Genomic DNA, 22,076 nt, shown 5'->3' with positions numbered 1-22,076 from the left:
TCAAGCCGAACATGAAGCGGGCCCGGAAAATCCGAGCCCGCGCCGTCGATTAGTGGGAACTGCTGACACCGCACACCAGGCGCCGCCCAATTGGTCAGCGCGTTCCGGGTCGTGCGATCCGCGATCTCAGAACGGGATGTCGTCGTCCATGTCGCTGTTGCGGCCACCGCCGCCGGCGGCAACGGGACGGCGCGGCGCGCTGCTGACAGGACCGGAGGAGCCGAAATCGCCACCCGGCTCCTCGCCGAAGCTGCCGCCACCGCCGCCGCGACCGTCGAGCATCGTGAGGGTCGAGTTGAAGCCCTGGAGCACGACTTCGGTGGAGTACTTCTCGACGCCGCTCTGGTCGGTCCATTTGCGGGTCTGGAGCGCGCCCTCGACGTAAACCTTGGCGCCCTTCTTCAGATACTGCTCGGCGACCTTGGCGAGGCCTTCATTGAAGATCACGACGCGGTGCCATTCGGTCTTCTCCTTGCGCTCGCCGGTCGCCTTGTCGCGCCACGTCTCCGAGGTGGCGACGCTCAAATTCGCGATCGGCCGCCCGTCCTGGGTCCGGCGGATTTCCGGATCCTTGCCGAGATTTCCGACCAGAATGACCTTGTTGACGCTTCCCGCCATCGCCGCTCTCCACTCCAAATGCCACTGAAATTCATAAAGGCCGAGCCCGCTCCGCGCGATCCCCTGCGACCTGTCGAGGCGACCCTATACGCTTGCGGACGCCGATCAGCCCGTCACCCCTCAGGTTATCCCCACATATAGCATCGACTGAAGGCTTGTTCCAGATTTGTTCCGGCACAACTCAAGGGCGAGTGTGACAACGCCATGTCGATCGCGTGACGCTGGCAATGATGGAACTGGCGGAAACCTCCTCTGGTTCCAGCATCGGGAAAAGCGCTTAACATTCATCAAGTTGCAAGCCATTGAGTTAGCCCGCGAGTGTTGCATTTGGGAGACGGACTCCGCCATTCCATTGGGCTACGGTCTGCTTGGAATTGATTCATATGGACGTCGCGCCTGAGTAACCACTTCGGGGATTTTCAAGAAGCGGACGAAACTGGGGAGACTGCAATGAATAAGATTTTGATTGGTGCAATCGGTGTGGTTGCGTTGAGCCTGTCGGCTCCCGCAAATGCGGCGGATCTTGCTGCGCGTCCCTACACCAAGGCTCCGGCGCCGATGATCGCCGCGATCTACGACTGGAGCGGCTTCTACGTCGGCATCAACGGCGGCGGCGGTTCGAGCCACAAGTGCTGGGACTTCATCTCGCCGACCCTCGGCGTTAACGTCGCCGATGGGTGCCACAACGCGGTTGGCGGCACGGTCGGTGGTCAGTTCGGCTATCGCTGGCAGTCGGCCAACTGGGTGTTCGGCCTTGAAGGCCAGGGCAACTGGGCCGATTTCTCGGGCGACAACATCGGCACGTTCAACACCCTCCTCCGCAATCGCTCCAAGATCGAAGCCTTCGGCTTGTTCACCGGCCAGGTCGGCTATGCCTGGAACAACGTGCTGTTCTACGTGAAGGGCGGCGGCGCGGTTGTCGCCGATCGCTACCGTGGCTACGACGTCGTGACTGGCCTCGAATTCGACCGGGCTAGCGAGACCCGTTGGGGCGGCACCGTAGGTGCAGGCGTCGAATTCGGATTTGCGCCGAACTGGTCGCTCGGCATCGAGTACGATCACATCTTCCTCGGCAATCGCAACCTCACCTTCACGGGGTCCGGCAACTTCATCAACGCTCCGATCGGCGCTGTCACGCGCTCCGAGCGCATCAGCCAGGACGTCGACATCGGCCTCGTCCGGGTGAACTATCGCTGGGGTGGCCCGGTGATCGCGAAATACTGATATCTCTCTGATATCGCTGATAGATCAAAGGCCGGCCTCGCGCCGGCCTTTTTGCTGGGACGCGAGCCGTTCAACGATCTGTCAGTAATGGTGACGTTTTTGCAATTATTGTGACTTTTGAGAGACACAACTTCCGGCTTTGTTGGTGTAAGCACGCGGCCAGTTGGACCACAGCGTCCGCTGCCCTTCCAACGCACGGAAGGCAACAACAGAAACTGGGACTGGGATTAAAGTCGAAATGAAAAAGGTTTTGTTGGCTTCGGCCTGTTTGTTCGCTCTCGCCGCTCCGGCCTCGGCCGCCGATCTTGCAGCGCGCCCCTATACCAAGGCGCCCGTGGCTGTGGCTTCGGTCTACAACTGGACCGGCTTCTATCTCGGTATCGTCGGTGGCGGCGCCTGGGAAAACGGTTCCGGCGACCCGAAGATGAAGGGTGGCTTCGTCGGTGGCACCGCCGGCTACAACTGGCAGACCGGCAACGTCGTGTTCGGCATCGAGGCCGATGGCTCCTGGGCTGATGTCAGCGCCTCGGCGACCGGCGCCACCGTTGTCCCCGGATTCGGTGTTGCAACCGCGACCGCGAGCTCGAAGACCGACGCGATGGGCACCGTGCGTGGCCGCATCGGCTGGGCCGTCAACAACGTCCTGTTCTACGGCACCGGCGGCTACGCCTGGATCGACAACAAGATCACCCTCTCCGCGCTCGGCGTGTCCGTGTCGGACAGCAAGTTCCACTCGGGCTGGACCGTCGGTGCGGGCGTCGAAGCGTTCTTCGCGCCGCAGTGGTCGGTCAAGGGCGAGTATCTCTATCGCAGCCTCGGCGGCGAGACGTACTTCTCCGGCGCCCTGCCCACCGGCACGCTCAACTTCCACACCGTGCAGGTCGGCGTCAACTATCACTTCGGCGGCCCGGTGGTGGCCAAGTACTGAGCAAAGTACTGAGCTTCGTCTCCGACGCCATAGCGTTACGAAAGGCCGGCCTTGCGCCGGCCTTTTTGTTGTTTTCTCGCGTAGCAATATACGCCAGCCCGCCATTAGCGTTTTCGGCGAGATGTGGCGCCCTGGTGACACAACCTTTGGCTTCAATGGTGTAGAGTAATAGCATCAGTTGGGTCGTAGGGTCCGCTGCTCTTCCTCGCGGAAGGCAACAAAGAGAGACGGAACTGGGGAATCAGATGAAAAAGATCTTGCTGGCTTCGGCCAGTCTGTTCGCACTCAGCGCGTTGACACCGGCCTCGGCGGCCGATCTTGCGGCCCGTCCATACACCAAGGCGCCGGTGGCCGTGGCTTCGGTCTACAACTGGAGCGGTTTCTACCTCGGCGCCAACGCCGGCGGTGGTTCGAGCCACAATTGCTGGGATCTTACCGGTGTCGGCCTCGTCGCTGTCGCCCCGGCAGTGGCCGAGGGTTGTCACAATGCGACCGGCGCAATCGTCGGTGGTCAGATCGGTTATCGCTGGCAGTCCGCCAACTGGGTGTTCGGCCTCGAAGCTCAGGGCGACTGGGCTGATCTGAAGGGTTCGAACACAAGCTCCCCGGCCGCGCTCTTCCCGCTGGTGAACAACACCAAGATCGACGCCATTGGCCTCTTCACCGGCCAGGTCGGCTATGCCTGGAACAACGTGCTCTGGTACGTGAAGGGCGGCGCTGCCGTCACTCACAACAAGTACAGCGGCACTTTTGCGGGCGTCACGCTCGACAACGCGAACGAAACGCGTTGGGGTGGCTCCGTCGGCACCGGCATCGAATTCGGCTTCGCCCCGAACTGGTCGGTCGGCGTCGAATACAACCACCTGTTCATGGGCAGGCACAACGAGACCTTCACCTTCCTCGGCGTGACCACCCGCAGCGACAGCATCAAGCAGGACGTGGACATGGCGACGGTTCGCCTCAACTACACCTTCGGCGGCCCTGTCGTCGCGAGGTACTAAGCGAAGTACTGAGCTTCGCCTCCAACGCCATCGCGTTACGAAAGGCCGGCCTCGCGCCCGGCCTTTTTGTTTTCGCGCCAGGAAGCACCGATGCGTCATGGAGTCGTGGGATGTGGATTGCGTCCCGCGAATTGGCTCGGTGAGTTGGGGACGTGACATGAAGACATGGGCGCTGGCCGCGGTCAGCTTGTTGGCAATTGGCGCAGCCGCGCCCGCTGCTGCCGCCGATCTGCCGCTCTATTCCAAGGTGCCGGTGGCGCCCGTCCCCGTCCCCGTCTACGACTGGAGCGGCGTCTATGTCGGCATCAACGGCGGTGGCGGCTGGGCGCATGCCTGCTGGGGCGTGACCAACGCGTTGGGAGCGGTGGTCGATCCCGCGGTCGGCGAAGGCTGTCACAATGCCGGCGGCGGCACGGTCGGCGGACAGATCGGCTATCGCTGGCAGAAATCGCGCTGGGTGTTCGGCATCGAGGGCCAGGGCAACTGGGCCGACTTCAAGGGCAGCAATGTCAGCGTGGCGCTGGCCCCCCTCACCAATCAGACCAAGATCGACAGCTTCGGCCTGTTCACCGGCCAGATGGGCTACGCCGTCAACAGCCTGCTGTTCTACGGCAAGGCCGGTGCGGCCGTGGCACACGACAAATACGACACCTTCTTTCCGGGGGTGCCGGCGCTGGCCTTCAACAGCGTCAACCAGACCCGCTGGGGCTACACCATCGGCATCGGCGTCGAGTACGGTTTTGCCGAAAACTGGTCGGTCGGCGGCGAGTACAACCACGTGTTCCTCGGCCATCACAGCGCCGATTTCGCCACCCTGTCCGGCGGGCTGCTCGCGCGCACCGACCGGATCGGCCAGGACATCGACATGGGGCTGATCCGCGTCAACTACCGCTGGGGCGGCCCGGTCGTCGTCAAATACTGATCTCCGATTCCCAAGGGACTCCTCCAAGGTCCTGCTCAAGCGCGGATTCCCCAAGATCCGCTTCCAACTGCGAACGAAGGGCCGGCCTCGTGCCGGCCCTTCGCTTGTTCCGGACGCCGACCGCTACTGCCAAATGCCGCCAGCGCACCAACAATCCGTTGACGATTCGCAATGCGCACTGGAAATCCGTCGCCGTTCTTCCTACGTTCGCACGCATACCCATCGGCGCCGATCCCGGTTCCGGGCGAAGCGCGCCTCTTCCATTGGCGCGATCGTGCGTCTTTGGGATTCCCAGGGGATTAGCGGGATGGACGAAGTGATCAAGGCGAAGCGCCAACAACAGAACGCGGGCTCCAGCCTGCGCGCAATTACGATCCGTGGCGCGCGCGAGCACAACCTCAAGAACATCGACGTCGAGATTCCCCGCGACAAGCTCGTGGTGTTCACCGGCCTCTCCGGCTCCGGCAAATCCTCGCTCGCCTTCGACACCATCTATGCCGAGGGCCAGCGCCGCTACGTCGAATCGCTGTCGGCCTATGCCCGGCAATTCCTCGAGATGATGCAGAAGCCGGACGTCGACCAGATCGACGGCCTGTCGCCGGCGATCTCGATCGAGCAGAAGACGACCTCGAAGAACCCGCGCTCTACCGTCGGCACGGTGACAGAGATCTACGATTACATGCGCCTGCTCTGGGCGCGCGTCGGCGTGCCCTATTCGCCGGCCACCGGCCTGCCAATCGAGAGCCAGACCGTCTCGCAGATGGTCGACCGCGTGCTGGCGCTGCCCGAGGGCACGCGCCTCTATCTGCTCGCCCCCGTCGTGCGCGGCCGCAAGGGCGAGTACCGCAAAGAGCTCGCCGAATGGCTCAAGAAGGGCTTTCAGCGCGTCAAGATCGACGGCACCTTCCATGAGCTTGCGGAGGCGCCGACGCTCGACAAGAAATTCCCCCATGACATCGACGTCGTCGTCGACCGCATCGTGGTGCGCGCCGATATCGGCCAGCGCCTCGCCGAGAGCTTTGAGACCGCGCTGAAGCTCGCCGAGGGCCTCGCCGTCGTCGAGTTCGCCGACGCGCCGGCGGCGGCGCCCACTGAGGAGAAAAAGAAGACCGCGAAGATCCACGACAAGAGCGGGCCCGAGCGCATCCTGTTCTCGGAGAAGTTCGCCTGCCCGGTCTCCGGCTTCACCATCCCCGAGATCGAGCCGCGCCTATTCTCCTTCAACAATCCCTATGGCGCCTGCCCCGCCTGCGGTGGTCTCGGCGTCGAGCAGCATGTCGACGAGGACCTCGTCATCCCCGAGAAGGACCTGACGCTGCGCAAGGGCGCGATCGCGCCCTGGGCCAAGTCCTCGTCGCCCTACTACGTGCAGACGCTGACCGCGCTCGGCAAGCACTACAAGTTCACGCTCGACACCAAGTGGAAGGATCTGCCGAAGAAGACGAGAGACGCGATCCTCTACGGCTCCGGCGAGGACGAGATCAAGTTCTCCTACGAGGACGGGGTGCGCTCCTACGACACCAAGAAGCCGTTCGAGGGCGTCATCACCAACATCAACCGCCGCTACCGCGAGACCGAGAGCGAGTGGGCGCGCGAGGAGCTGGCAAAGTATTTCCACGACGTGCCCTGCGAGGCGTGCCGCGGGTTTCGGCTCAAGCCCGAGGCGCTCTGCGTCAAGGTCGGCGGCAAGCATATCGGCGAGATCTCGGAGCTGTCGGTCAAGGGCGCCGGCGCGTGGTTCGAGACCGTGCCGGAGGCGCTGAACGCGCAGCAGAACGAGATCGCCGGCCGCATCCTCAAGGAGATCCGCGAGCGCCTTACCTTCCTGCTCGATGTCGGCCTCAACTATCTCACGCTGTCCCGCTCCTCGGGCACGCTGTCCGGCGGCGAGAGCCAGCGCATCCGCCTGGCCTCACAGATCGGCTCGGGGCTGACGGGCGTGCTCTACGTGCTGGACGAGCCCTCGATCGGCCTGCACCAGCGCGACAACGCCCGCCTGCTCGACACGCTGAAGAGACTGCGCGACCTCGGCAACACCGTGGTGGTGGTCGAGCATGACGAGGATGCCATCCGCCTCGCCGACTACGTGCTCGACATCGGCCCCGGCGCCGGCATGCATGGCGGCAACATCGTCGCCGAAGGCACGCCCGCCGAGATCATGCGCAACCCGAAATCGCTGACCGGCAAGTACCTGACCGGCGAGCTCGAGGTCGAGGTGCCGGAGCGGCGCCCGCCGAACCATCGCCGCACCATCAAGGTGGTCAACGCGCGCGGCAATAACCTCAAGAACGTCACGGCGGAGATTCCGCTCGGCCTGTTCACCTGCGTCACCGGCGTCTCCGGCGGCGGCAAGTCGACGCTGCTGATCGACACGCTGTACCGTGCCATCGCCCGCAAGCTGAACAATGCCAGCGAGGGCGCCGCCCCGCACGACCGCATCGAGGGCCTCGAGCACATCGACAAGATCATCGACATCGACCAGTCGCCGATCGGCCGCACCCCGCGCTCCAACCCCGCGACCTACACCGGCGCCTTCACGCCGATCCGCGAATGGTTCGCCGGCCTGCCCGAGGCCAAGGCGCGCGGCTACGAACCCGGCCGCTTCTCCTTCAACGTCAAGGGCGGCCGCTGCGAGGCGTGCCAGGGCGACGGCGTCATCAAGATCGAGATGCACTTCCTGCCCGACGTCTACGTCACCTGCGACGTCTGCAAGGGCAAGCGCTACAACCGCGAGACGCTGGAGGTCCTGTTCAAGGGCAAGAGCATCGCCGACGTGCTCGACATGACCGTCGAGGAGGCCGCCGAGTTCTTCAAGGCGGTGCCACGCGTGCGCGAGACCTTCCAGACCCTGCACCGGGTCGGCCTCGACTACATCCATGTCGGCCAGCAGGCCACGACGCTCTCCGGCGGCGAAGCCCAGCGCGTCAAGCTGGCAAAAGAGCTGTCCAAGCGCGCCACCGGCCGCACGCTCTACATCCTGGACGAGCCGACCACCGGCCTGCACTTCCATGACGTCAAGAAGCTGCTTGAAGTGCTGCACGAGCTGGTCGCGCAGGGCAACACGGTCGTCGTCATCGAGCACAATCTCGAAGTCATCAAGACCGCCGACTGGGTCATCGACCTCGGCCCCGAAGGCGGCGACGGCGGCGGCGAGATCGTCGCCTGGGGCCCGCCGGAAGACATCGCGAAGGCGCCGCGGAGCTATACGGGCAAGTTTCTGGAGCCGGTGCTGAAGAAGGCGCGGAAGCCGAAGCGCGGGAGGACGAGCGAGGCGGCGGAGTAGGTTGCACGCGCCGACGCACAGGTCTGAGGGAGAATGAGCCTTCTGCCGGACTTGTGCAAACCTATCGTGCGTTCGCCCACAACAATGCCTGGGCAAACCATCGCCTGCTCACTGCTTGCGCTGCTCTGCCTCAGGCTGATTTCGAAGCCGAGCGAACCGGGTTCTTTCCGAGCCTGCAGCGCACGCTGAACCACATCCATGTCATTGACCTCTTCTATGTCGATGCGCTGGAGGGCGGATGGTTGGGCCCGGCGGCCTGGAAGAACGAGGTGCCGCACCCTTCCCTTGCCGCGCTTAAGCCGGCGCAAGCCGCGGTCGACAAGCGCTTGATTGCTGTCTGCGATGCATTGACACCCGAGATTCTCGACGGCGTTGTGCGGGTCAACCGCGACACGGCCGTGCAAACCGAACGACGCGACCGGTTGCTCATGCATCTCTTCCAACATCAGATTCATCATCGCGGACAGGCACATGCCATGCTGTCCGATACGAGCGTCGCACCGCCTCAGCTCGACGAATTTCTTCGCGGAGGGAGAGGCACCGCTCAGGGCCGCCGAATTCGACGATCTCGGATGGACCGAAGCGACCGTGTGGAAATCCTAGCCACCCCACTCCGTTCAGGTCAGAAACTCCGGCGGGACATGGTCAGTCAACCATACTCCGTTGTCCGCACGATAGAACTTGAGCCCCTTCGCGTGCATGCCACCGGCATCGACCTTGAAGATGTTGACCCAGCCCTCAGGACCGAGTGTCAAGCCGATTTCGTCGGGTTTGTGCCTCAACACGAAACTCAAGAATTTGCTCAGTTGAATCTGATCGACCGGCATCTTGTGCGCTCCTGTTTTTCTCTTGTACATCCGGCTTCGAAAATCGACTAGGCCTTCCCTTCACATGCCCTACTCCCTCGCCATCTTCGATCTCGACGGCACCCTCGCCGACAGCTTTCCGTGGTTCCTGCGCACCATCAACGATGTCGCGGATCGCTTCAATTTTCGGCGCGTCGCGAATGAGGACATCGAGGAGCTGCGGCATGCGTCGAGCCGCGAGATCCTCTCCCGGCTCGAGGTGCCCTTGTGGAAGCTGCCGGCGATCGCGCGGCATGCGCGGCGGTTGAAGGCGGAGGCGGCGGCCGAGATTGCGCTGTTTGCGGGCGTCGAGGCGATGCTGCGGACGCTGACTGAGAACGGCGTGCAGCTCGCGCTGGTGACCTCCGACAGCGAGACCAATGCGCGCGAGAAGCTTGGACCGGCCGCCGCGCTGTTCGCGCATTTCGACTGCGCCGCGTCGCTGTTCGGCAAGCCCGCGAAATTCCGCCGGGTCATCCGCCGTGCCGGTGTGGAGCCTGCGCAAGTGATTGCGATCGGCGACGAGGCCCGTGACATCGAGGCGGCACGGGCCGTCGGCATTGCCTGCGGTGCGGTGTGCTGGGGCTATGCGGCGCCGGCGGCGCTGCGGGCGCTGGGGCCGGACCACGTGTTTGAGCGGATGGATGAGATTTCGTCGACGCTGTGTCCCGGTGCCGTAGCCCGGATGAGCGAAGCGACATCCGGGAATGTCGGCGAATGAGGACGGCTCTGTCCCGCATGTCGCTTCCGCCTTCGCTCTCCGAGCTACGGCGGACGGGTCGCTCATGCGGGCTACCGCCCCTACTCTGTCCTGCGCAAGAATACTCCGAACGCGCGGGGGCCGTCGCCGGTCTTGATCTCGCCGATCACCTTCAGCTCGGTGGCATCGATGATATCGAGCGTGTTGCTTTCCCAGCAGGCGACGACGATGCGCTTGCCGTCGGCGGTTGCATTGATGCCCTCGGGATAGTCGCCGACATTGATGCGCTTCACCGGCTTCAGCGTCGACAGATCGAACACGCTGACCGTGCCGCCATATTGATCCGTGACGAAGCCGCGCCCCTGCGTCAGCGCCACGGCATAGGGCCGCATCCCGACCGGCACACGGCCGATCTCGCGTCCCTCGGCGATGTCGATCACGGAGACGTCGTCGGAGCCGACATTGGCGGTGTAGGCGCGCCTGCCCTCGGCATCGATGGTGACGCCGAACGGACGCGTGCCGACCTTGATCATTGCTTTGCGCTGGCGCGTCGCAGTGTCCACCACCGAGACGCTGTCGTCGTCGCGGTCCGCCGAGAGCAGCAGCTTGCCGTCCGGCGTCACCGCGAGGCCCGAGGGCGAGGCGCCGACCGCGATGCTGGCTGTGACGCTGCGGCTCGCCGCATCTATCACCCGCACTGCGGCGGCATACCAGTCGGCGACATAGACGGTGCGGCCATCGGGTGCGACGGCTATGCCGAGCGGCCCGCCGCCGACCTCGATCCGCCCCGCAACCTGGCGTGTTGCCGCGTCCACCACCGTCACCGCCTTGGCGTCGGGGCTCGTCACATAGGCAAAGCGCCCGTCCGCGCTGACGGCCACGCCCGCCGGCTTGCCGCCGATCGGGATGGTCGCAACGCCGCGCGCACCAGCGAGGTCCACGACCATCAGATCGTCGCTGAGCTGGTTGGTGACGAACGCCTCTTCGGCGGATGCGCGCGGGAGACCGGCACCGCCAAGGCTGGCACTGCAAAGGCTGGCGGCAAAGGCCGCCAGAACCAGCGCTCGCACGATCAGCTTCCGCTCTCGATCTTCTTCTTGAGCGCCTCGAGCCCGGCCTTGTACAGCCCGCTCACCGCCTTCATCGCGGCTTCGTCGCTCAGCTCCGGCGGCGGATCGTTGTTGGGATAGCCACGATAGAACGCGCCGGCCCATTCCAGTTTCGCCTTGCCATCAGGCGCGGGCGACACCGTCAAGGTCGAGGAATAATTGGTCACCGGCAGCACCTTCACGTCGACCTTGGTGATCCGGTACGAATAGCTCAGCATCTCGGGCTCGTATTTGTACAGCTCCTCCTCGACCGTCGGGCCGCCCGTCAGGGTCAGCGTTCGCGTCGCGCCGATCTCGTTGCCCTTCGCGCCCTCGGTCTTGGTGACCGGCGGGAGCCAGCTCATGTCCTGGAAATTGCCGATCGCGGCCCACACCTTGGCCGGCTGCGCGCTGATCTCGATGGATTCCCGCACCTTCTGCCGGGTCGGCCCGTGGGCCCAGGCCGGTGCAAAAGCCGTCATCAAGGCCGTCCCCGCCACCGCCAGCGCCGCCACCCCGGCGAGCGCCGTTCCGATCGTCATCCTCATACCGTTTCCTCACTCTTGATTCCGCGCGACTTGAGGCGCGCTGGGACCATCGTAGCGCATTTTTGGACCGTGGGGCGACCGGTTCGTGGCGCGGCTGTGGCGGTGGTGCCCCCCGCATCCACACCATCCGTTGCGGCACCCGACGGGCAAAACACACGAGACCAGGGTAGGTCAACACCTGCAGCAAAGCTCGGGCACGATGTGCCGCGGGGAGGTGAAATCGCGCGTGCCATTCAGGTTGGAAGGCGAAGATGAATTCCGCTCTCGTGCCCCGGTCGCAGCGCAGCGCCCCTTCGGCGGTGCGCTGCCGAGCCGGGGCCTACGTCGCAGCATTGTCCCGTGTCGGTCATCCGGGTCAGGCTCTGCGCAACAACGCGGGCGCGTTGCAGCTTGTCCGGGACACACGAGTGGGAACGTCGCTGGCCGCCGCACCGTCATTGCGAGCGCAGGGAAGCAATCCAGACTGCCGCCGCGGAACGATTCTGGATTGCTTCGCTGCGCTCGCAATGACGACGGAGAGACCGAGTATCAGTCGCCAGCCTCAACTACTCCGCCAGCGTCGCCTCGACGAATCCGCGTGGATCAGCGCAAAACTCCCGCATCACCCGGTAATGATCGGTCTGCTCTACCGTTGTCGGCTCCAGGCCGTATTTGGCCAGCCGCAGCAGCCGCGCGTTGGGATAGGCCATCAGCATCGGCGAATGCGTCGCCATGATCACCTGGCAGATGCGGGAGTCTTCCATGCGCCGCAGCAGCTTCAAGAACTCGATCTGACGTGCCGGCGACAGCGCCGATTCCGGCTCGTCGAAGATGAAGATGCCCTGCCGCTGGCAACGCTCTTCGAAAAAGCGCAGGAAGCCTTCGCCGTGGGAATGCGACAGGAAATCGGGGCCGACCTGGCCGGCATCGCGCGCGGCCTTGTCCAGATATCGCGCCACCGAGAAGAAGCTCTCGGCACGAAAGAACCAGCCATTGGTGATCTTCGGCAGCCAGCTCGCGCGCAGCGCCCTGGAAAGTTGGCTGCCCATCTTCTCACGCGCTTCGGAATGATCGACCGGCATGTAGCCCTTCCCGCCGCCGGCATCGTCGTAGCCGGCGAGCGCAGCAATCCCCTCGAGGATCGTCGACTTCCCGGTGCCGTTCTCTCCGACGATGATCGTGATGGGGGTGTCGAAATTGAGCTCGAAATCATCCGGGAATATGGGCAGGCAAAACGGATAGACCTCGCGATCGTGAACTTTCGCCGGGTCGAGCCAGACCCGCCTCAGGTACGGCGCCGGCAGGTTGATCGTTCGACCGCTTCTTCGGCTCATGACCGGCTTCCAATCCATTCCGACCTATGCTTGATGGGAACATATCAGGAACACAACCCTCGCGAAAGCAGCATCTGGGAAACATACAGAAACAAACCCGATATGCGTCATTTCGACCCAAACTGAAACCTGAGATTGTGGTCCGGAATCGCCTTAGGAAACGTAGCTCTGAAACAGTTCGCTGGCATGAGGCCGGCCCCCACCTCGCGACCCCGCAATGATTGACGGACGTCCGGGACCTTAAAGCCGCGAGGAATGCGCGATGGTATCAACCTATTTCAGTTACAACTACATTACGCGCAATCTCAGGCAGTCCCTGACGCGGGTCGAACAGCAGCCGGACGTGGCGCGAGAGGCTGCCTATTACAGAGCCAACATCGGCAAGGTGAAGACCGTCGACGATTTCATGAAGGATTATCGCCTGTATCATTATGCGATGAAGGCCTATGGTCTGGAAGACATGGCCTACGCCAAGGCCTTCATGAAAAAGGTGCTGGAGAGCGACATCAACGACTCCAAGAGCTTCGTCAACAAGCTGGTGGACAAGCGCTACCGGGAGTTTGCGGCGGCATTCTCCTTCAACGGCACTGCAACGCCAGTGGCGCAATCGGACAACCAGACCGACGAGATGATCGGTCTCTATACGGCGACCAAGAAGAGCCAGGTCGATGCGCTCGCCAGCGACTCGAGTTATTATAGCGCCCAGATCGGCAGCATCAGCAGTGCAGACCAGATCCTGAACAACGACCGCCTTCGCAATTATGTCTATTCGGCATACGGGATCGATCAAAACAAGTGGCCGCCTGCTACGATAAGTCAGGTCCTGCGCAGCGATCCATCCGATCTAAACAGCTACGTCAACACCACCTTCGCTTCGCAGTTGAGCGGCCTGAATGCCCAGCTTGCTCAAGCCAAATCAGATGCCAGCGCTGCCAATACGAACATCGCCAATTACACGGCTCAACTCTCGCAACCGGGCGCCAACGTGCCCCAGTTGCAAGTCCAGATCCTGGTCGAGAAGCATCATTTGGAGACGTATAACAACAGCATCTCCAGCCTGAACGACCAGATTACGGAGATCGGTGGATTTGTCGATCTGGCCGGCGCGTTCGAGTTCTTGCCCGATGGGTCGCTTCCGGCCGGCGTACCTGCGCAGACTGCCGCGAATATTGCGCTCACGAAAAAGCGGTTCGACGACAGCAAGGCCGACGTCTACGCGGCGGCAAGCCCGATCTACGAAGCTCTCGCGATCAAGCAATTCAGAGCGGACCTCCTCAAGATCAATTCGGTCCAGGCGTTCGTGTCGACACCAGGCGTGTATGATTTTGCGCTGGGCGCCGTTGGCCTCGATCCCGCAAAGGTCTCGAAGGCCACCATCGAGGCGGTCCTCGAAAGTGACCTCAGCGATCCCAAGAGCTACGTCTACACCCTCAAGGACGATCGATACGTACAGCTCGCACGCGCCTTCAATTTCGATGCCAAGGGCAATCTGACGACCCCCCTGGTGGCGCAGGACGCTGCTGAAGTCCTCCAGATTGCGAAGGACTACGTCATTCAGGCGGTGAAGAGCGCAAGCACGGCGAGCACCAAGCAGCAAGCGGCAGTTCGGGCACAAGCCACCAAGGATGCGACGGCTTATCAGGAGGCGATCGCAGGCATCGACAGCGTTTCCGATCTTCTTGCAAACAGGCCGATGGTCGATTTGATTCTCCTGGCCAAGGGTCTGGACCCTCGGAAGGTCGGCGACGATTTTCTCAAGAAGATCTTCGCATCCGACCTGAACGATCCGAAGAGCTTCGCGAACACGCAGAGCGATCCTCGCTTTGCCGAAATCGTGGCGTCGTTCAATTTCGACAGCAAGGGCAACGTCGCGCGCCTGCCGATGATGGGTCCCCAGAAGCGGGATCAACTCCGGGAAACGCAGGCGAACTATGTCCAGCAAAGCCTGGAGCAGCAGCAGGGCGAGACCAATCCCGGCGTGCGCCTGGCGCTCTATTTCCAGCGAAAGGCGGGCGAGATCACGTCCGCCTACGATATCCTCGCCGACAAGGCGCTTTCGGAGGTGTTCAGGACCACATTCGATTTGCCTGATCAGATGGCGGCGATGCCGATCGATCAGCAGGCCAAGTTCGTGGACAGATTCATGAAGATCAAGGATCTGTCCGATCCCGCGAAGGTCGCAAAGCTGCTGAATCGTTTCTCAGCCATGTATGACGTCAAGAACAGCGAGAGCACCGGCCAGGGACAATCTCCCTTGCTGAACCTCTTTCAAGGATCGAGCTCAGGCATATCGGGGATAAGTGAATCGACGTTCTTGGCCATTGCCAAACTGCGTTCTCACTGACGATCGCTCCGATACTAGTCCAACACTTCGAGCACCAGTTCCATGGTCATCAGCACGGGATTGTCGCCACGGATCAGACGACCATCAGCCATTCCGCCGGTGTAGTCGATCAGGGCAGCATCGAGCGCGGCTTCCAGCGCACCGGAAGGACCAGGCGCGATCGCACCGGCCGTTATCGCCAGCTCGGTGGCAAACGGCTCGGTCTCGCCGCCATGGGTGAATCGCGCGCCGATGGTCGAGCCGACGCCGCCATGGATCTTCGCGCGGGCAATTCCATGCGCGCGGCAGAACGCTTCAAGGCAGCCGGCAAAGTCCTGGTTCGGCCGCAGCCGCAGCGCGAAGGCCCGGCTGGTCGCCCGCGCGCCGGTGCTCGTAGCCGCCACCGGCCCGAACAGCTTGAAGTTGGTCTCGGGATCGGGCTCGGCGGTGAACATCGCACCATCGATGCCGAAGGCTTGGACCGCGAACGGCTCGGCGACCACAGTCTCGTCCGGCAGCATGTGGCCGCCGCTGGTCTTGCCGTCCGCCTCCGTCCACAGCCCGTGGCAATGAAAGAACGGCGCATTGTCGCGCAGGCCAAGTGTCATGGTGCCGAGCTTGGTCCGCGTCACGCCGCCGGGGCGGTACGTGTCGCTGTAGAACGCGGCATTCTCGCCGGTCTTCGACAACGCCGGCATGACATAGGCGAACGGCCCGAGCGCGCCGTGCCTGAAGTTGAGCACGCCGCCGGCAAATCCTCCCGCCGCAAAGCCGCGGCGCGCAGCTTCCAGCAGCGGCAGTCCTGCTTGCACGGTGAACGAGAACGCGCGTCCCCTCGCCTCCACCCATTGGATGCGTTCGGGAGGCGGTACGCCCGGCTGCTTGATATTCCGCATCGCCTACGCTCAGCCCGCCTTCGTCTTGTCGAGATCGAGCAGCCCGCGCGCCTCGAGCTCGTCGCGGACCATGCGCTTCGGAATCTTGCCATAGCCGGATTTCGGCAGCGCCTCCCAGAAGAAGAACCGCTTCGGCATCTTGTAGCGCGGCACCTTCGGCGACAGGAACGCCACCATCTCCGCTTCGCTCACGGGCTTCTCGCCTTCGCGCGCGACGCAGACGGCGATGCCGACCTCGCCCCAGGTCGCATCGGGCACGCCGAGCACGGCGACCTCGCCGATCGCGGGATGGGTCAGGATCTTCTCCTCGATCTCGCGCGGATAGATGTTGGAGCCACCGGAGATGTACATGTCGGAGGCGCGTCCGGTGATGTAGACGAAGCCCTCCTCGTCCATGTGGCCGAGATCGCCGGTGCGGAACCAGCCGTTGCGGAACGCCTTCGCATTGGCTTCGGGGTTGTCGTAGTAGCCGGCGAACACCGCGGGGCCGATCACGCAGATCTCGCCGCTCTGGTTGGCCTTGAGCTCGCGGCCCTCGTCGTCCTGGATCGAGACCTGCATGCCCGTGCGCTCGAAGCCACAGGTGCCGATCTTCGCGTGGGGGCCGTCCTCGGGATCGTGCAGCGCCGCCGGCAGCACGGTGATGTTGCCTGTGACCTCGCCGAGGCCAAAATACTGCACGATGACCTTGCCGAGCTTGTTCAGCGCGGCCTTCTGGTCCTCGCGATACATCGGTGCGCCGGCATAGATCACCTGGCGGAGCGACGAGTGATCGTATTTGTCGGCAGCGGGATGCTCGACCATCATCTTCAGGATGGTCGGCACCGTGAAGAGATTGCTGACGCGATGCGCCTCGATCAGGCGGAACGCCTCGTTGATGTCGAACTTTTCGGTCGGCAGCAGCACGGTGCGCGCCCCGCGCGCCGTCTGCATCAGCTGGTGCACGCCGGCGCCATGCGACAGCGGCGCCACCACCAGCGAGGCGTCCTGCTCCGTCGTGCCGGGCGTGAGGTCAGCGAGATGATTGGTGATGACAAATCCCATCTGGCCGTGGGTGAGCACGGCGGCCTTGGAGCGGCCGGTGGTGCCCGAGGTGAAGAAGAACCAGCAGGGATCGTCATGCTCGACTGCGACATTCTCCACGGCAGCGCCCGCCTGCGAGGCGATGGCGTCGGCCACCGAGCGCTCGCCGAACGCGGCCTTGCCATCGACGCTCCAGGTGAATTCCAGCGCGCCGCCCTTCACCGCCGCGGCGTGTTCGGGGAAATCGACATGGCACAGGAAGCCCTTCGCCCCCGAGGCCTGCGCGAGATAGGTGACCTCGTCCGGCATCAGGCGGAAATTGGTCGGCACCCAGACCGCGCCGAGCCGGAACGCTGCGAACATCGAGACGAACATCTCGTCGCCATTCTTGGAATGGACGAGGATGCGGTCACCCTTGGCGATGCCGCGCGCGGCAAGCGCCGCCGCCAGCGCCGAAACCTGCGCATCGATCTCCCGCCAGGTCCAGGATTTGTCCCCCCAGACGAAGCCGGCGCGAGATCCATGCCGCCGCGCATTCTGGGTCAGCATGTAGGCGAGATTCATGACACGGCGGGACATGCGCAGGGGCTGCATCGGGCTTCCTCTTCGAAGGCGGACGGCACGTCAGCTGCCCGCTCATTGCGGCCCATTTATCGCCATCGCCGACGCCCCTGCAAGGGCAGCGGCCGCGCACCTGCCCTACGGCTGCTTGAACGCGAACGGCGTCGCCGTGATCGCCTTCTGCTTGAAGCAGGCCTGCGCACCGAAGCCGCCGCAATAGCTGCCATGCAGATCGAAACGGATGGTGCGCGCGGCTCCGCGCTTCGTCGGCGGCGCCATGATCTTGTAGCCGTGGACATAGCCGTCGAACACGGGGCGCACGCTGCCATCCGGCAGCGTCACCAGGATGTTCATGACGCAGCCGCCGGTTCCGCAATAGGTCGACTCGCGCTCCCCGCATTTGGTGTCGCGGAAATCGACGATGTAGTCGTCGCGGCCGTCGCCGGTCAGGTCGACCTTGCGCACCGTATCCGTGGCGAAGGTCACGGGGCCTCCATCCTGGCTCTCGCATTCCTCATTGGCGTAACGCAGCGCCGTCTGCACACCGGGCGGATAATCGGAGGGATTGAATGGCTTCGCATCGCCGGCGCGTGCGGTGGTGGCGAACAGAGCGAGCAGCAGGATCAGATAGCGCATGCGCGTTTGTCGCCGACGCAGCCGCAACCGTTCAGGAAATCTTAAACATGATCGGCGCAACCTCACGCAGTTCTCGCGTACAGAGTGCCGCATCATGGTCAAAGCGCCCGCCCTCCTCCTGTTGTCGCTGGCGCTCGCCGGATGTGCCGTGGCCCCACAGGCCCACCTCGCCTCCGATCCCGCCTTCAAGCCCGCGCGCTATGCCTGGGACGGCGCCGGTGAGGATCCCAATCAGCCGCGGTCTGCCTCAGAGCCTGCGCGGACCGTGGCCCGATCCGAGCGCAACAGATCGCAAGCCGGGCTTCAGCCCTATTCGAAGGAATGGTGGCGGGCGCAGGACGGCATCGAGGCCGAGCAGGACGCCAAGGTCAACCGCTCCCTCGTCATCTGCCAGGGCTGCCTCCGCCCGCAGCCGCAGCCCGAGGATTCCAGGCTCGCCAAAGCGACCGATTGAACCGAACCGCACTCCATCGGTCTACAGAGATACGCGCTGATGCCAGCCGCTCCGGCCTGCGGTCGCGCGCCATCATCTCAGGGACATTCCATGCTCACCCGTCGGACCTTTGTCGCCGCCTCTCTGCTTGCCACCGCCTCCCCGGCATTCGCCGTAATGCCTGCCCCCAGCGATCCCGTCGCGATCCTCTCCGCCATCTACACACGCGCGGCCAAGGGCAAAGGCGATGGCGGTGCCGCCTTCGTCATCGAGAACAAGGCGGCAAAAGCAAAATACCTCTCCAAGGCGCTGGTCGCGCTATGGGCCAAAGCGGATGCACATACGCCGAAGGGCGACGTCGGGCCGGTCGATTTCGATCCCGTCACCAATTCGCAGGAACCGGACGTGAAATCGTTCAAGGTTGACGTTGAGAAGATGGAGGCCGACAAGGCGACGGTCGCGGTGACCATCACCGGCCACCGCAATGATCGGAAACCCTCCGACCAGACCGTTCGTTACGACTTCGTGCGCGAGGCTGGCAGCTGGAGGATCGACGACATCGAGGGCTCGTCCGACGGCGAAGCCTGGTCGATCCGCAAGATGTTGACGGACTCGCTGAAGAGCTGACCGGAGGCGACATGAGCGGCGTCATCAACAACAAGGCCCATCACCGCTATGAACTCGCGGTGGAGGGTCATGTTGCGAGCGAACATTACAAGCTCGACGGCAACGTGATCACCTTCGAGCATACGGACGTGCCGAAGGAGCTCGGTGGCAAAGGTGTCGGCTCGAAGCTGGTGCAAGGCGCGCTCGACCAGGTCCGCGCTGACGGATTGAAGCTGATCCCGCAATGCCCGTTCGTGAAGGCATGGATCGAGAAGCACCCGGACTATGCAGACCTCGTGACGAGATAGGGGTACAGACCCACACTGCCGTGGCTGGCGGGCCTGCCGATACCTACGGCCTATTGTCCGTGCTTGAGCATGTCCTGGTCATTCAGATCCCAGTCCTGCCACAGCTGGAGCACGCCGAGCAGCACCACCACCGCGCCGAGGCTCGTGTGGTAGATGCGGAGAAAACCGTCACTGGAATAGCCGAGGACGTAAGGCGAGGCGATGAGCCACAGTCCGACCAGGATCGTCGTCACCTCCTGCCAGCGCTGCAAGGCGACATATTCGAGCTGGCTGATACCAAACACGACCAGACCGACTGCGACCGTATTCAGGATCACCGTCTGGTTTCCGCTGAGTGCCTGATCCTGGATGGGAAACCACGGCGAAGCCACGATCAGCGCACCGAGCAGCATCCCGCACCAGTCTTCCCATGTGCGATGAGTCTTCAAGAAACCAAAGTCCGACATCGTACCCTCCTGCAAGAGAGGCATACGTCTGCGGCTGGCTTCATGACACTCCGAATGTCTAGCGACCCTGCCGGCCGCACTCGGGCGTATGTCCTCTGAAGGACGTGGGAGCCGCTATGGAACTTGCAAGAGCAACGTCGGGGATTATTTGGGCTGCCTCGTATTGGCTGAGGAGAAGGACTTCCCATACCGCACTGCGGCCACGGGCGCGCACGCTGCAGATCTCCTCTGCAGCGATCTGCCTTGGACTCACCTTGGCAAGGGTGGGATCAGGCTCCTAAATCACCGAACAATCGGCACTTCGGAAGGATCTGGCATGGCGGCATCGGTACGTGACAACAGGGACAGGAGCCGCTTCGAGCTCGACGTCGGCAGCGAAATCGCCTTCGCCAATTACCGGCTGACGCCTTCGGCGGTGATCATCACCCACACCGAGACGCCGCGCGCGCTCCGCGGCCGCGGCATTGCGTCCGAACTGGTCAAAGGCGCGCTGGAATTGATCCGCCGCGCCGGCCGAAAGGTAATCGCCGGCTGCGGCTTCGTCGTCGACTATCTCGACAAGCATCCGGAGGATGCGGATCTGGTCGCCTGAACGCAAAAGGGCCCGCGAGGTCGCGGGCCCTTGCGGCACCACCGCGGTCGGTCAGTGCTTGATCTCCGGCGGCAGCTTGCCGCCATTGGCGGCGAGCTTGGACATCACCTGCTTGTGCAGCCAGACGTTCATGCTGGCCGAGTCGTTCATGTCGCCGCTGTAACCGAGCTCCTTGGCGAGATCCTTGCGCGCGGCAAGGCTGGAGTCGATGTCGAGCGCCTTCATGAGGTCGACGATCGAGGTGCGCCACTCGAGCTTCTCGCCCTTGTGGGCCGCCGCCGCCTTGTCGACGATTGCGGCGACATCCACTGTCGATGCGGGCGCGGCAGCAGGCGCCGATCCGCCCGGTGCGGCCCCTGCGGGCGCGCCGCTCGACGGTGCGCCGCCTGCGGGCGCGGCGGAAGCCGGATGGCTGCCGAAGATCGCGCCCATGATTTTCCCGAAAATGCTCATGTCTGCTCCCCGAAAAGGACCCGTTGGAAGGGCCTTGAGTGGCACTTATAGACCAAGTTCCTGCATTGCGCCCGCGATGTTCTGCGAACCAACACAGCATCAGCTTATCTGCGGCGAAATGACGACCGAATGACATGGTTGAGGTTGCATCGCGGCATCGAATCTCACCCAGGCGTGAGCGACAGGACTCGGAATTGGGAGTACGCTTCCGGTTCAGCTCGCGATGCCATCCGGAATTCGCGTCTGGTCGGAATCGCGATCATCCAAGAAAAGCGGCCGCTTGCGCCGTTGCCGGCGCCGGATGCGGCCGCATGGCAAGGGAGCTAGCGACCATGGCCACACTCTACCCGGGCAATGTCCCCACGATGGCCCAGCCTGCGGAAGCGGCTGGACCGGTGATCCGAACCATCCAGCTGTCCGACCTCCACGATGCGCTGAAGCGCGGCTGGGAGGATTTCAAGGCCGTTCCGAGCCACGCCATCATCCTTTGCGTGATCTATCCGGTGCTGGGCCTCGTGCTCGCCCGCGTGGTGATGGGCTATTCGGTGCTGCCGCTGCTGTTTCCGCTGGCCGCGGGCTTCGCCCTGATCGGCCCCTTCGCGGCGCTCGGTCTCTACGAGCTCAGCAGCCGCCGCGAACGCCATGAGGAGGCCAGCGCCTGGGATGCCATGGAGGTGCTGCGCTCGCCCTCGTTCGGCGCCATGCTCGGCCTCGGCACCCTGCTGCTCGCCCTGTTCGTCACCTGGGTAGCGACCGCGCAGGCGATCTATGTCGCGGCCTTCGGCTATGAGGGCGTGACCGGAATCTCGGACTTCGTGACGCGCGTGCTGACGACCCAGCAAGGCTGGTGGCTGATCGTGGTCGGCTGCGGTACCGGCTTCCTGTTCGCGCTCGCCGCGCTCTGCATCAGTGCCGTGTCGTTCCCGCTGATGCTGGACCGTCATGCCGGTGCCTTCGAGGCGATGGTCACCTCGCTGCGCGTCGTCGCCAAGAACCCCGTGCCGATGGCGGCCTGGGGCCTAATCGTGGCGGTGCTGCTGGCGCTGGGCACGATCCCGGCGTTCCTCGGCCTCGCCGTGGTGATCCCCCTGCTCGGCCATGCCACCTGGCATCTCTATCGCAAGGCGATCGTGTCCGATCCCGACGCGCGGCCCGTGCCGCCTCCGCCGCATCGTCCGCGCAAGCCGGCCGCCGACTTCCCCGCAAACCTCTTCCCCTGGCGAAACAGGACGGACGCCTGACGATATCGTGACATCCGATCCTGCCCCGGCCGGGGCAGGATCGCGCACTGTCAAACGCCTTGCTTTGGCCGCGGTTACAACCGAGATT

At 63.7% G+C, this 22,076-nt stretch carries 22 protein-coding genes and 1 pseudogene; 13 read left to right on the top strand and 10 right to left on the bottom strand.

The genetic code is table 11. The features are described from left to right. Window positions 1–126: 126 nt before the first annotated feature. A complete protein-coding gene (locus tag GPL20_RS22805; RefSeq protein WP_157331798.1) occupies window positions 127–618 on the bottom strand; it encodes a single-stranded DNA-binding protein in 492 nt (163 codons plus the stop codon). Between the two features lie 450 nt (window positions 619–1,068). Here GPL20_RS22805 and GPL20_RS22800 point away from each other — a divergent pair, with 450 nt between their 5' ends. The 6 genes and pseudogenes from GPL20_RS22800 (at window position 1,069) to GPL20_RS22775 (ending at window position 8,579) form a co-directional block, all read left to right on the top strand. Next, window positions 1,069–1,842: an outer membrane protein gene (locus GPL20_RS22800; RefSeq protein ID WP_157331796.1), complete on the top strand. Its 774-nt coding sequence runs from the start codon at window positions 1,069–1,071 to the stop codon at window positions 1,840–1,842. A gap of 238 nt (window positions 1,843–2,080) precedes the next feature. After that, window positions 2,081–2,770: an outer membrane protein gene (locus GPL20_RS22795; RefSeq protein WP_157331794.1), complete on the top strand. Its 690-nt coding sequence runs from the start codon at window positions 2,081–2,083 to the stop codon at window positions 2,768–2,770. Between the two features lie 245 nt (window positions 2,771–3,015). Continuing rightward, complete coding sequence (locus tag GPL20_RS22790; RefSeq protein WP_157331792.1) at window positions 3,016–3,771, top strand: outer membrane protein; 756 nt, start codon at window positions 3,016–3,018, stop codon at window positions 3,769–3,771. Between the two features lie 157 nt (window positions 3,772–3,928). After that, complete coding sequence (locus tag GPL20_RS22785) at window positions 3,929–4,693, top strand: outer membrane protein (RefSeq protein ID WP_157331790.1); 765 nt, start codon at window positions 3,929–3,931, stop codon at window positions 4,691–4,693. Window positions 4,694–5,000: 307 nt separating this feature from the next. After that, the gene (gene uvrA, locus GPL20_RS22780; protein WP_157331788.1) at window positions 5,001–7,976 is read left to right on the top strand and encodes an excinuclease ABC subunit UvrA; all 2,976 of its coding nucleotides are present in this window, start codon (window positions 5,001–5,003) and stop codon (window positions 7,974–7,976) included. Between the two features lie 53 nt (window positions 7,977–8,029). After that, a pseudogene (locus tag GPL20_RS22775) lies at window positions 8,030–8,579 on the top strand (DinB family protein). Window positions 8,580–8,593: 14 nt separating this feature from the next. Here GPL20_RS22775 and GPL20_RS22770 read toward each other — a convergent pair. Next, entirely contained in the window at window positions 8,594–8,803 is a 210-nt protein-coding gene (locus tag GPL20_RS22770; RefSeq protein ID WP_246250833.1) for an RNA 2'-phosphotransferase, read from the bottom strand. A gap of 64 nt (window positions 8,804–8,867) precedes the next feature. On the opposite strand from GPL20_RS22770, the gene GPL20_RS22765 reads away from it, so the two are divergent. Beyond that, on the top strand, window positions 8,868–9,542 hold the full coding sequence (locus GPL20_RS22765; RefSeq protein ID WP_157331784.1) for an HAD family hydrolase: 675 nt from the start codon (window positions 8,868–8,870) through the stop codon (window positions 9,540–9,542). Window positions 9,543–9,622: 80 nt separating this feature from the next. On the opposite strand, the gene GPL20_RS22760 is transcribed toward GPL20_RS22765, so the two are convergent. From GPL20_RS22760 to GPL20_RS22750, 3 genes are all read right to left on the bottom strand, one after another. Beyond that, complete coding sequence (locus GPL20_RS22760) at window positions 9,623–10,591, bottom strand: YVTN family beta-propeller repeat protein (protein WP_254125579.1); 969 nt, start codon at window positions 10,589–10,591, stop codon at window positions 9,623–9,625. A gap of 2 nt (window positions 10,592–10,593) precedes the next feature. Further along, the gene (locus GPL20_RS22755) at window positions 10,594–11,157 is read right to left on the bottom strand and encodes an SRPBCC family protein (RefSeq protein ID WP_157331782.1); all 564 of its coding nucleotides are present in this window, start codon (window positions 11,155–11,157) and stop codon (window positions 10,594–10,596) included. A 545-nt stretch (window positions 11,158–11,702) separates the two neighbouring features. Next, window positions 11,703–12,470: an AAA family ATPase gene (locus tag GPL20_RS22750; protein WP_157331781.1), complete on the bottom strand. Its 768-nt coding sequence runs from the start codon at window positions 12,468–12,470 to the stop codon at window positions 11,703–11,705. Between the two features lie 262 nt (window positions 12,471–12,732). On the opposite strand from GPL20_RS22750, the gene GPL20_RS22745 reads away from it, so the two are divergent. Continuing rightward, window positions 12,733–14,814: a DUF1217 domain-containing protein gene (locus GPL20_RS22745; protein WP_157331779.1), complete on the top strand. Its 2,082-nt coding sequence runs from the start codon at window positions 12,733–12,735 to the stop codon at window positions 14,812–14,814. Window positions 14,815–14,828: 14 nt separating this feature from the next. Here GPL20_RS22745 and GPL20_RS22740 read toward each other — a convergent pair whose 3' ends face one another. From GPL20_RS22740 to GPL20_RS22730, 3 genes are all read right to left on the bottom strand, one after another. Further along, window positions 14,829–15,689: a PCC domain-containing protein gene (locus tag GPL20_RS22740; protein ID WP_157331777.1), complete on the bottom strand. Its 861-nt coding sequence runs from the start codon at window positions 15,687–15,689 to the stop codon at window positions 14,829–14,831. A gap of 9 nt (window positions 15,690–15,698) precedes the next feature. Continuing rightward, window positions 15,699–17,306, bottom strand: coding sequence for an acyl-CoA synthetase (locus tag GPL20_RS22735; protein WP_157331775.1), 1,608 nt, complete (start codon window positions 17,304–17,306; stop codon window positions 15,699–15,701). A 105-nt stretch (window positions 17,307–17,411) separates the two neighbouring features. After that, window positions 17,412–17,909 (bottom strand): hypothetical protein, encoded by a 498-nt coding sequence (locus GPL20_RS22730; protein WP_167533157.1) that lies wholly within the window; start codon window positions 17,907–17,909, stop codon window positions 17,412–17,414. Between the two features lie 94 nt (window positions 17,910–18,003). On the opposite strand from GPL20_RS22730, the gene GPL20_RS22725 reads away from it, so the two are divergent. The 3 genes from GPL20_RS22725 (at window position 18,004) to GPL20_RS22715 (ending at window position 19,256) form a co-directional block, all read left to right on the top strand. Continuing rightward, a complete protein-coding gene (locus GPL20_RS22725; protein WP_157331771.1) occupies window positions 18,004–18,363 on the top strand; it encodes a hypothetical protein in 360 nt (119 codons plus the stop codon). Window positions 18,364–18,453: 90 nt separating this feature from the next. Continuing rightward, the gene (locus GPL20_RS22720; RefSeq protein ID WP_157331769.1) at window positions 18,454–18,969 is read left to right on the top strand and encodes a DUF3828 domain-containing protein; all 516 of its coding nucleotides are present in this window, start codon (window positions 18,454–18,456) and stop codon (window positions 18,967–18,969) included. A gap of 11 nt (window positions 18,970–18,980) precedes the next feature. Next, entirely contained in the window at window positions 18,981–19,256 is a 276-nt protein-coding gene (locus tag GPL20_RS22715; RefSeq protein WP_157331767.1) for a GNAT family N-acetyltransferase, read from the top strand. Window positions 19,257–19,306: 50 nt separating this feature from the next. Here the strand turns inward: GPL20_RS22715 and GPL20_RS22710 are convergent, their stop codons facing one another. Further along, window positions 19,307–19,702 (bottom strand): SPW repeat domain-containing protein, encoded by a 396-nt coding sequence (locus tag GPL20_RS22710; RefSeq protein ID WP_157331765.1) that lies wholly within the window; start codon window positions 19,700–19,702, stop codon window positions 19,307–19,309. Window positions 19,703–20,018: 316 nt separating this feature from the next. On the opposite strand from GPL20_RS22710, the gene GPL20_RS22705 reads away from it, so the two are divergent. Then, complete coding sequence (locus tag GPL20_RS22705; protein ID WP_157331763.1) at window positions 20,019–20,294, top strand: GNAT family N-acetyltransferase; 276 nt, start codon at window positions 20,019–20,021, stop codon at window positions 20,292–20,294. Window positions 20,295–20,345: 51 nt separating this feature from the next. Here the strand turns inward: GPL20_RS22705 and GPL20_RS22700 are convergent, their stop codons facing one another. After that, window positions 20,346–20,747, bottom strand: coding sequence for a DUF3597 domain-containing protein (locus tag GPL20_RS22700; protein ID WP_157331761.1), 402 nt, complete (start codon window positions 20,745–20,747; stop codon window positions 20,346–20,348). Between the two features lie 332 nt (window positions 20,748–21,079). Here GPL20_RS22700 and GPL20_RS22695 point away from each other — a divergent pair, with 332 nt between their 5' ends. Further along, window positions 21,080–21,988: a DUF2189 domain-containing protein gene (locus GPL20_RS22695; protein ID WP_167533156.1), complete on the top strand. Its 909-nt coding sequence runs from the start codon at window positions 21,080–21,082 to the stop codon at window positions 21,986–21,988. Window positions 21,989–22,076 lie beyond the last annotated feature (88 nt).

This window comes from Bradyrhizobium cajani, assembly GCF_009759665.1.
GTDB classification, from domain to species: Bacteria; Pseudomonadota; Alphaproteobacteria; order Rhizobiales; family Xanthobacteraceae; genus Bradyrhizobium; species Bradyrhizobium cajani.
The sequence above is the reverse complement of the archived record's forward strand: the minus strand, read 5'-3'. Positions and strand labels throughout refer to the sequence as shown.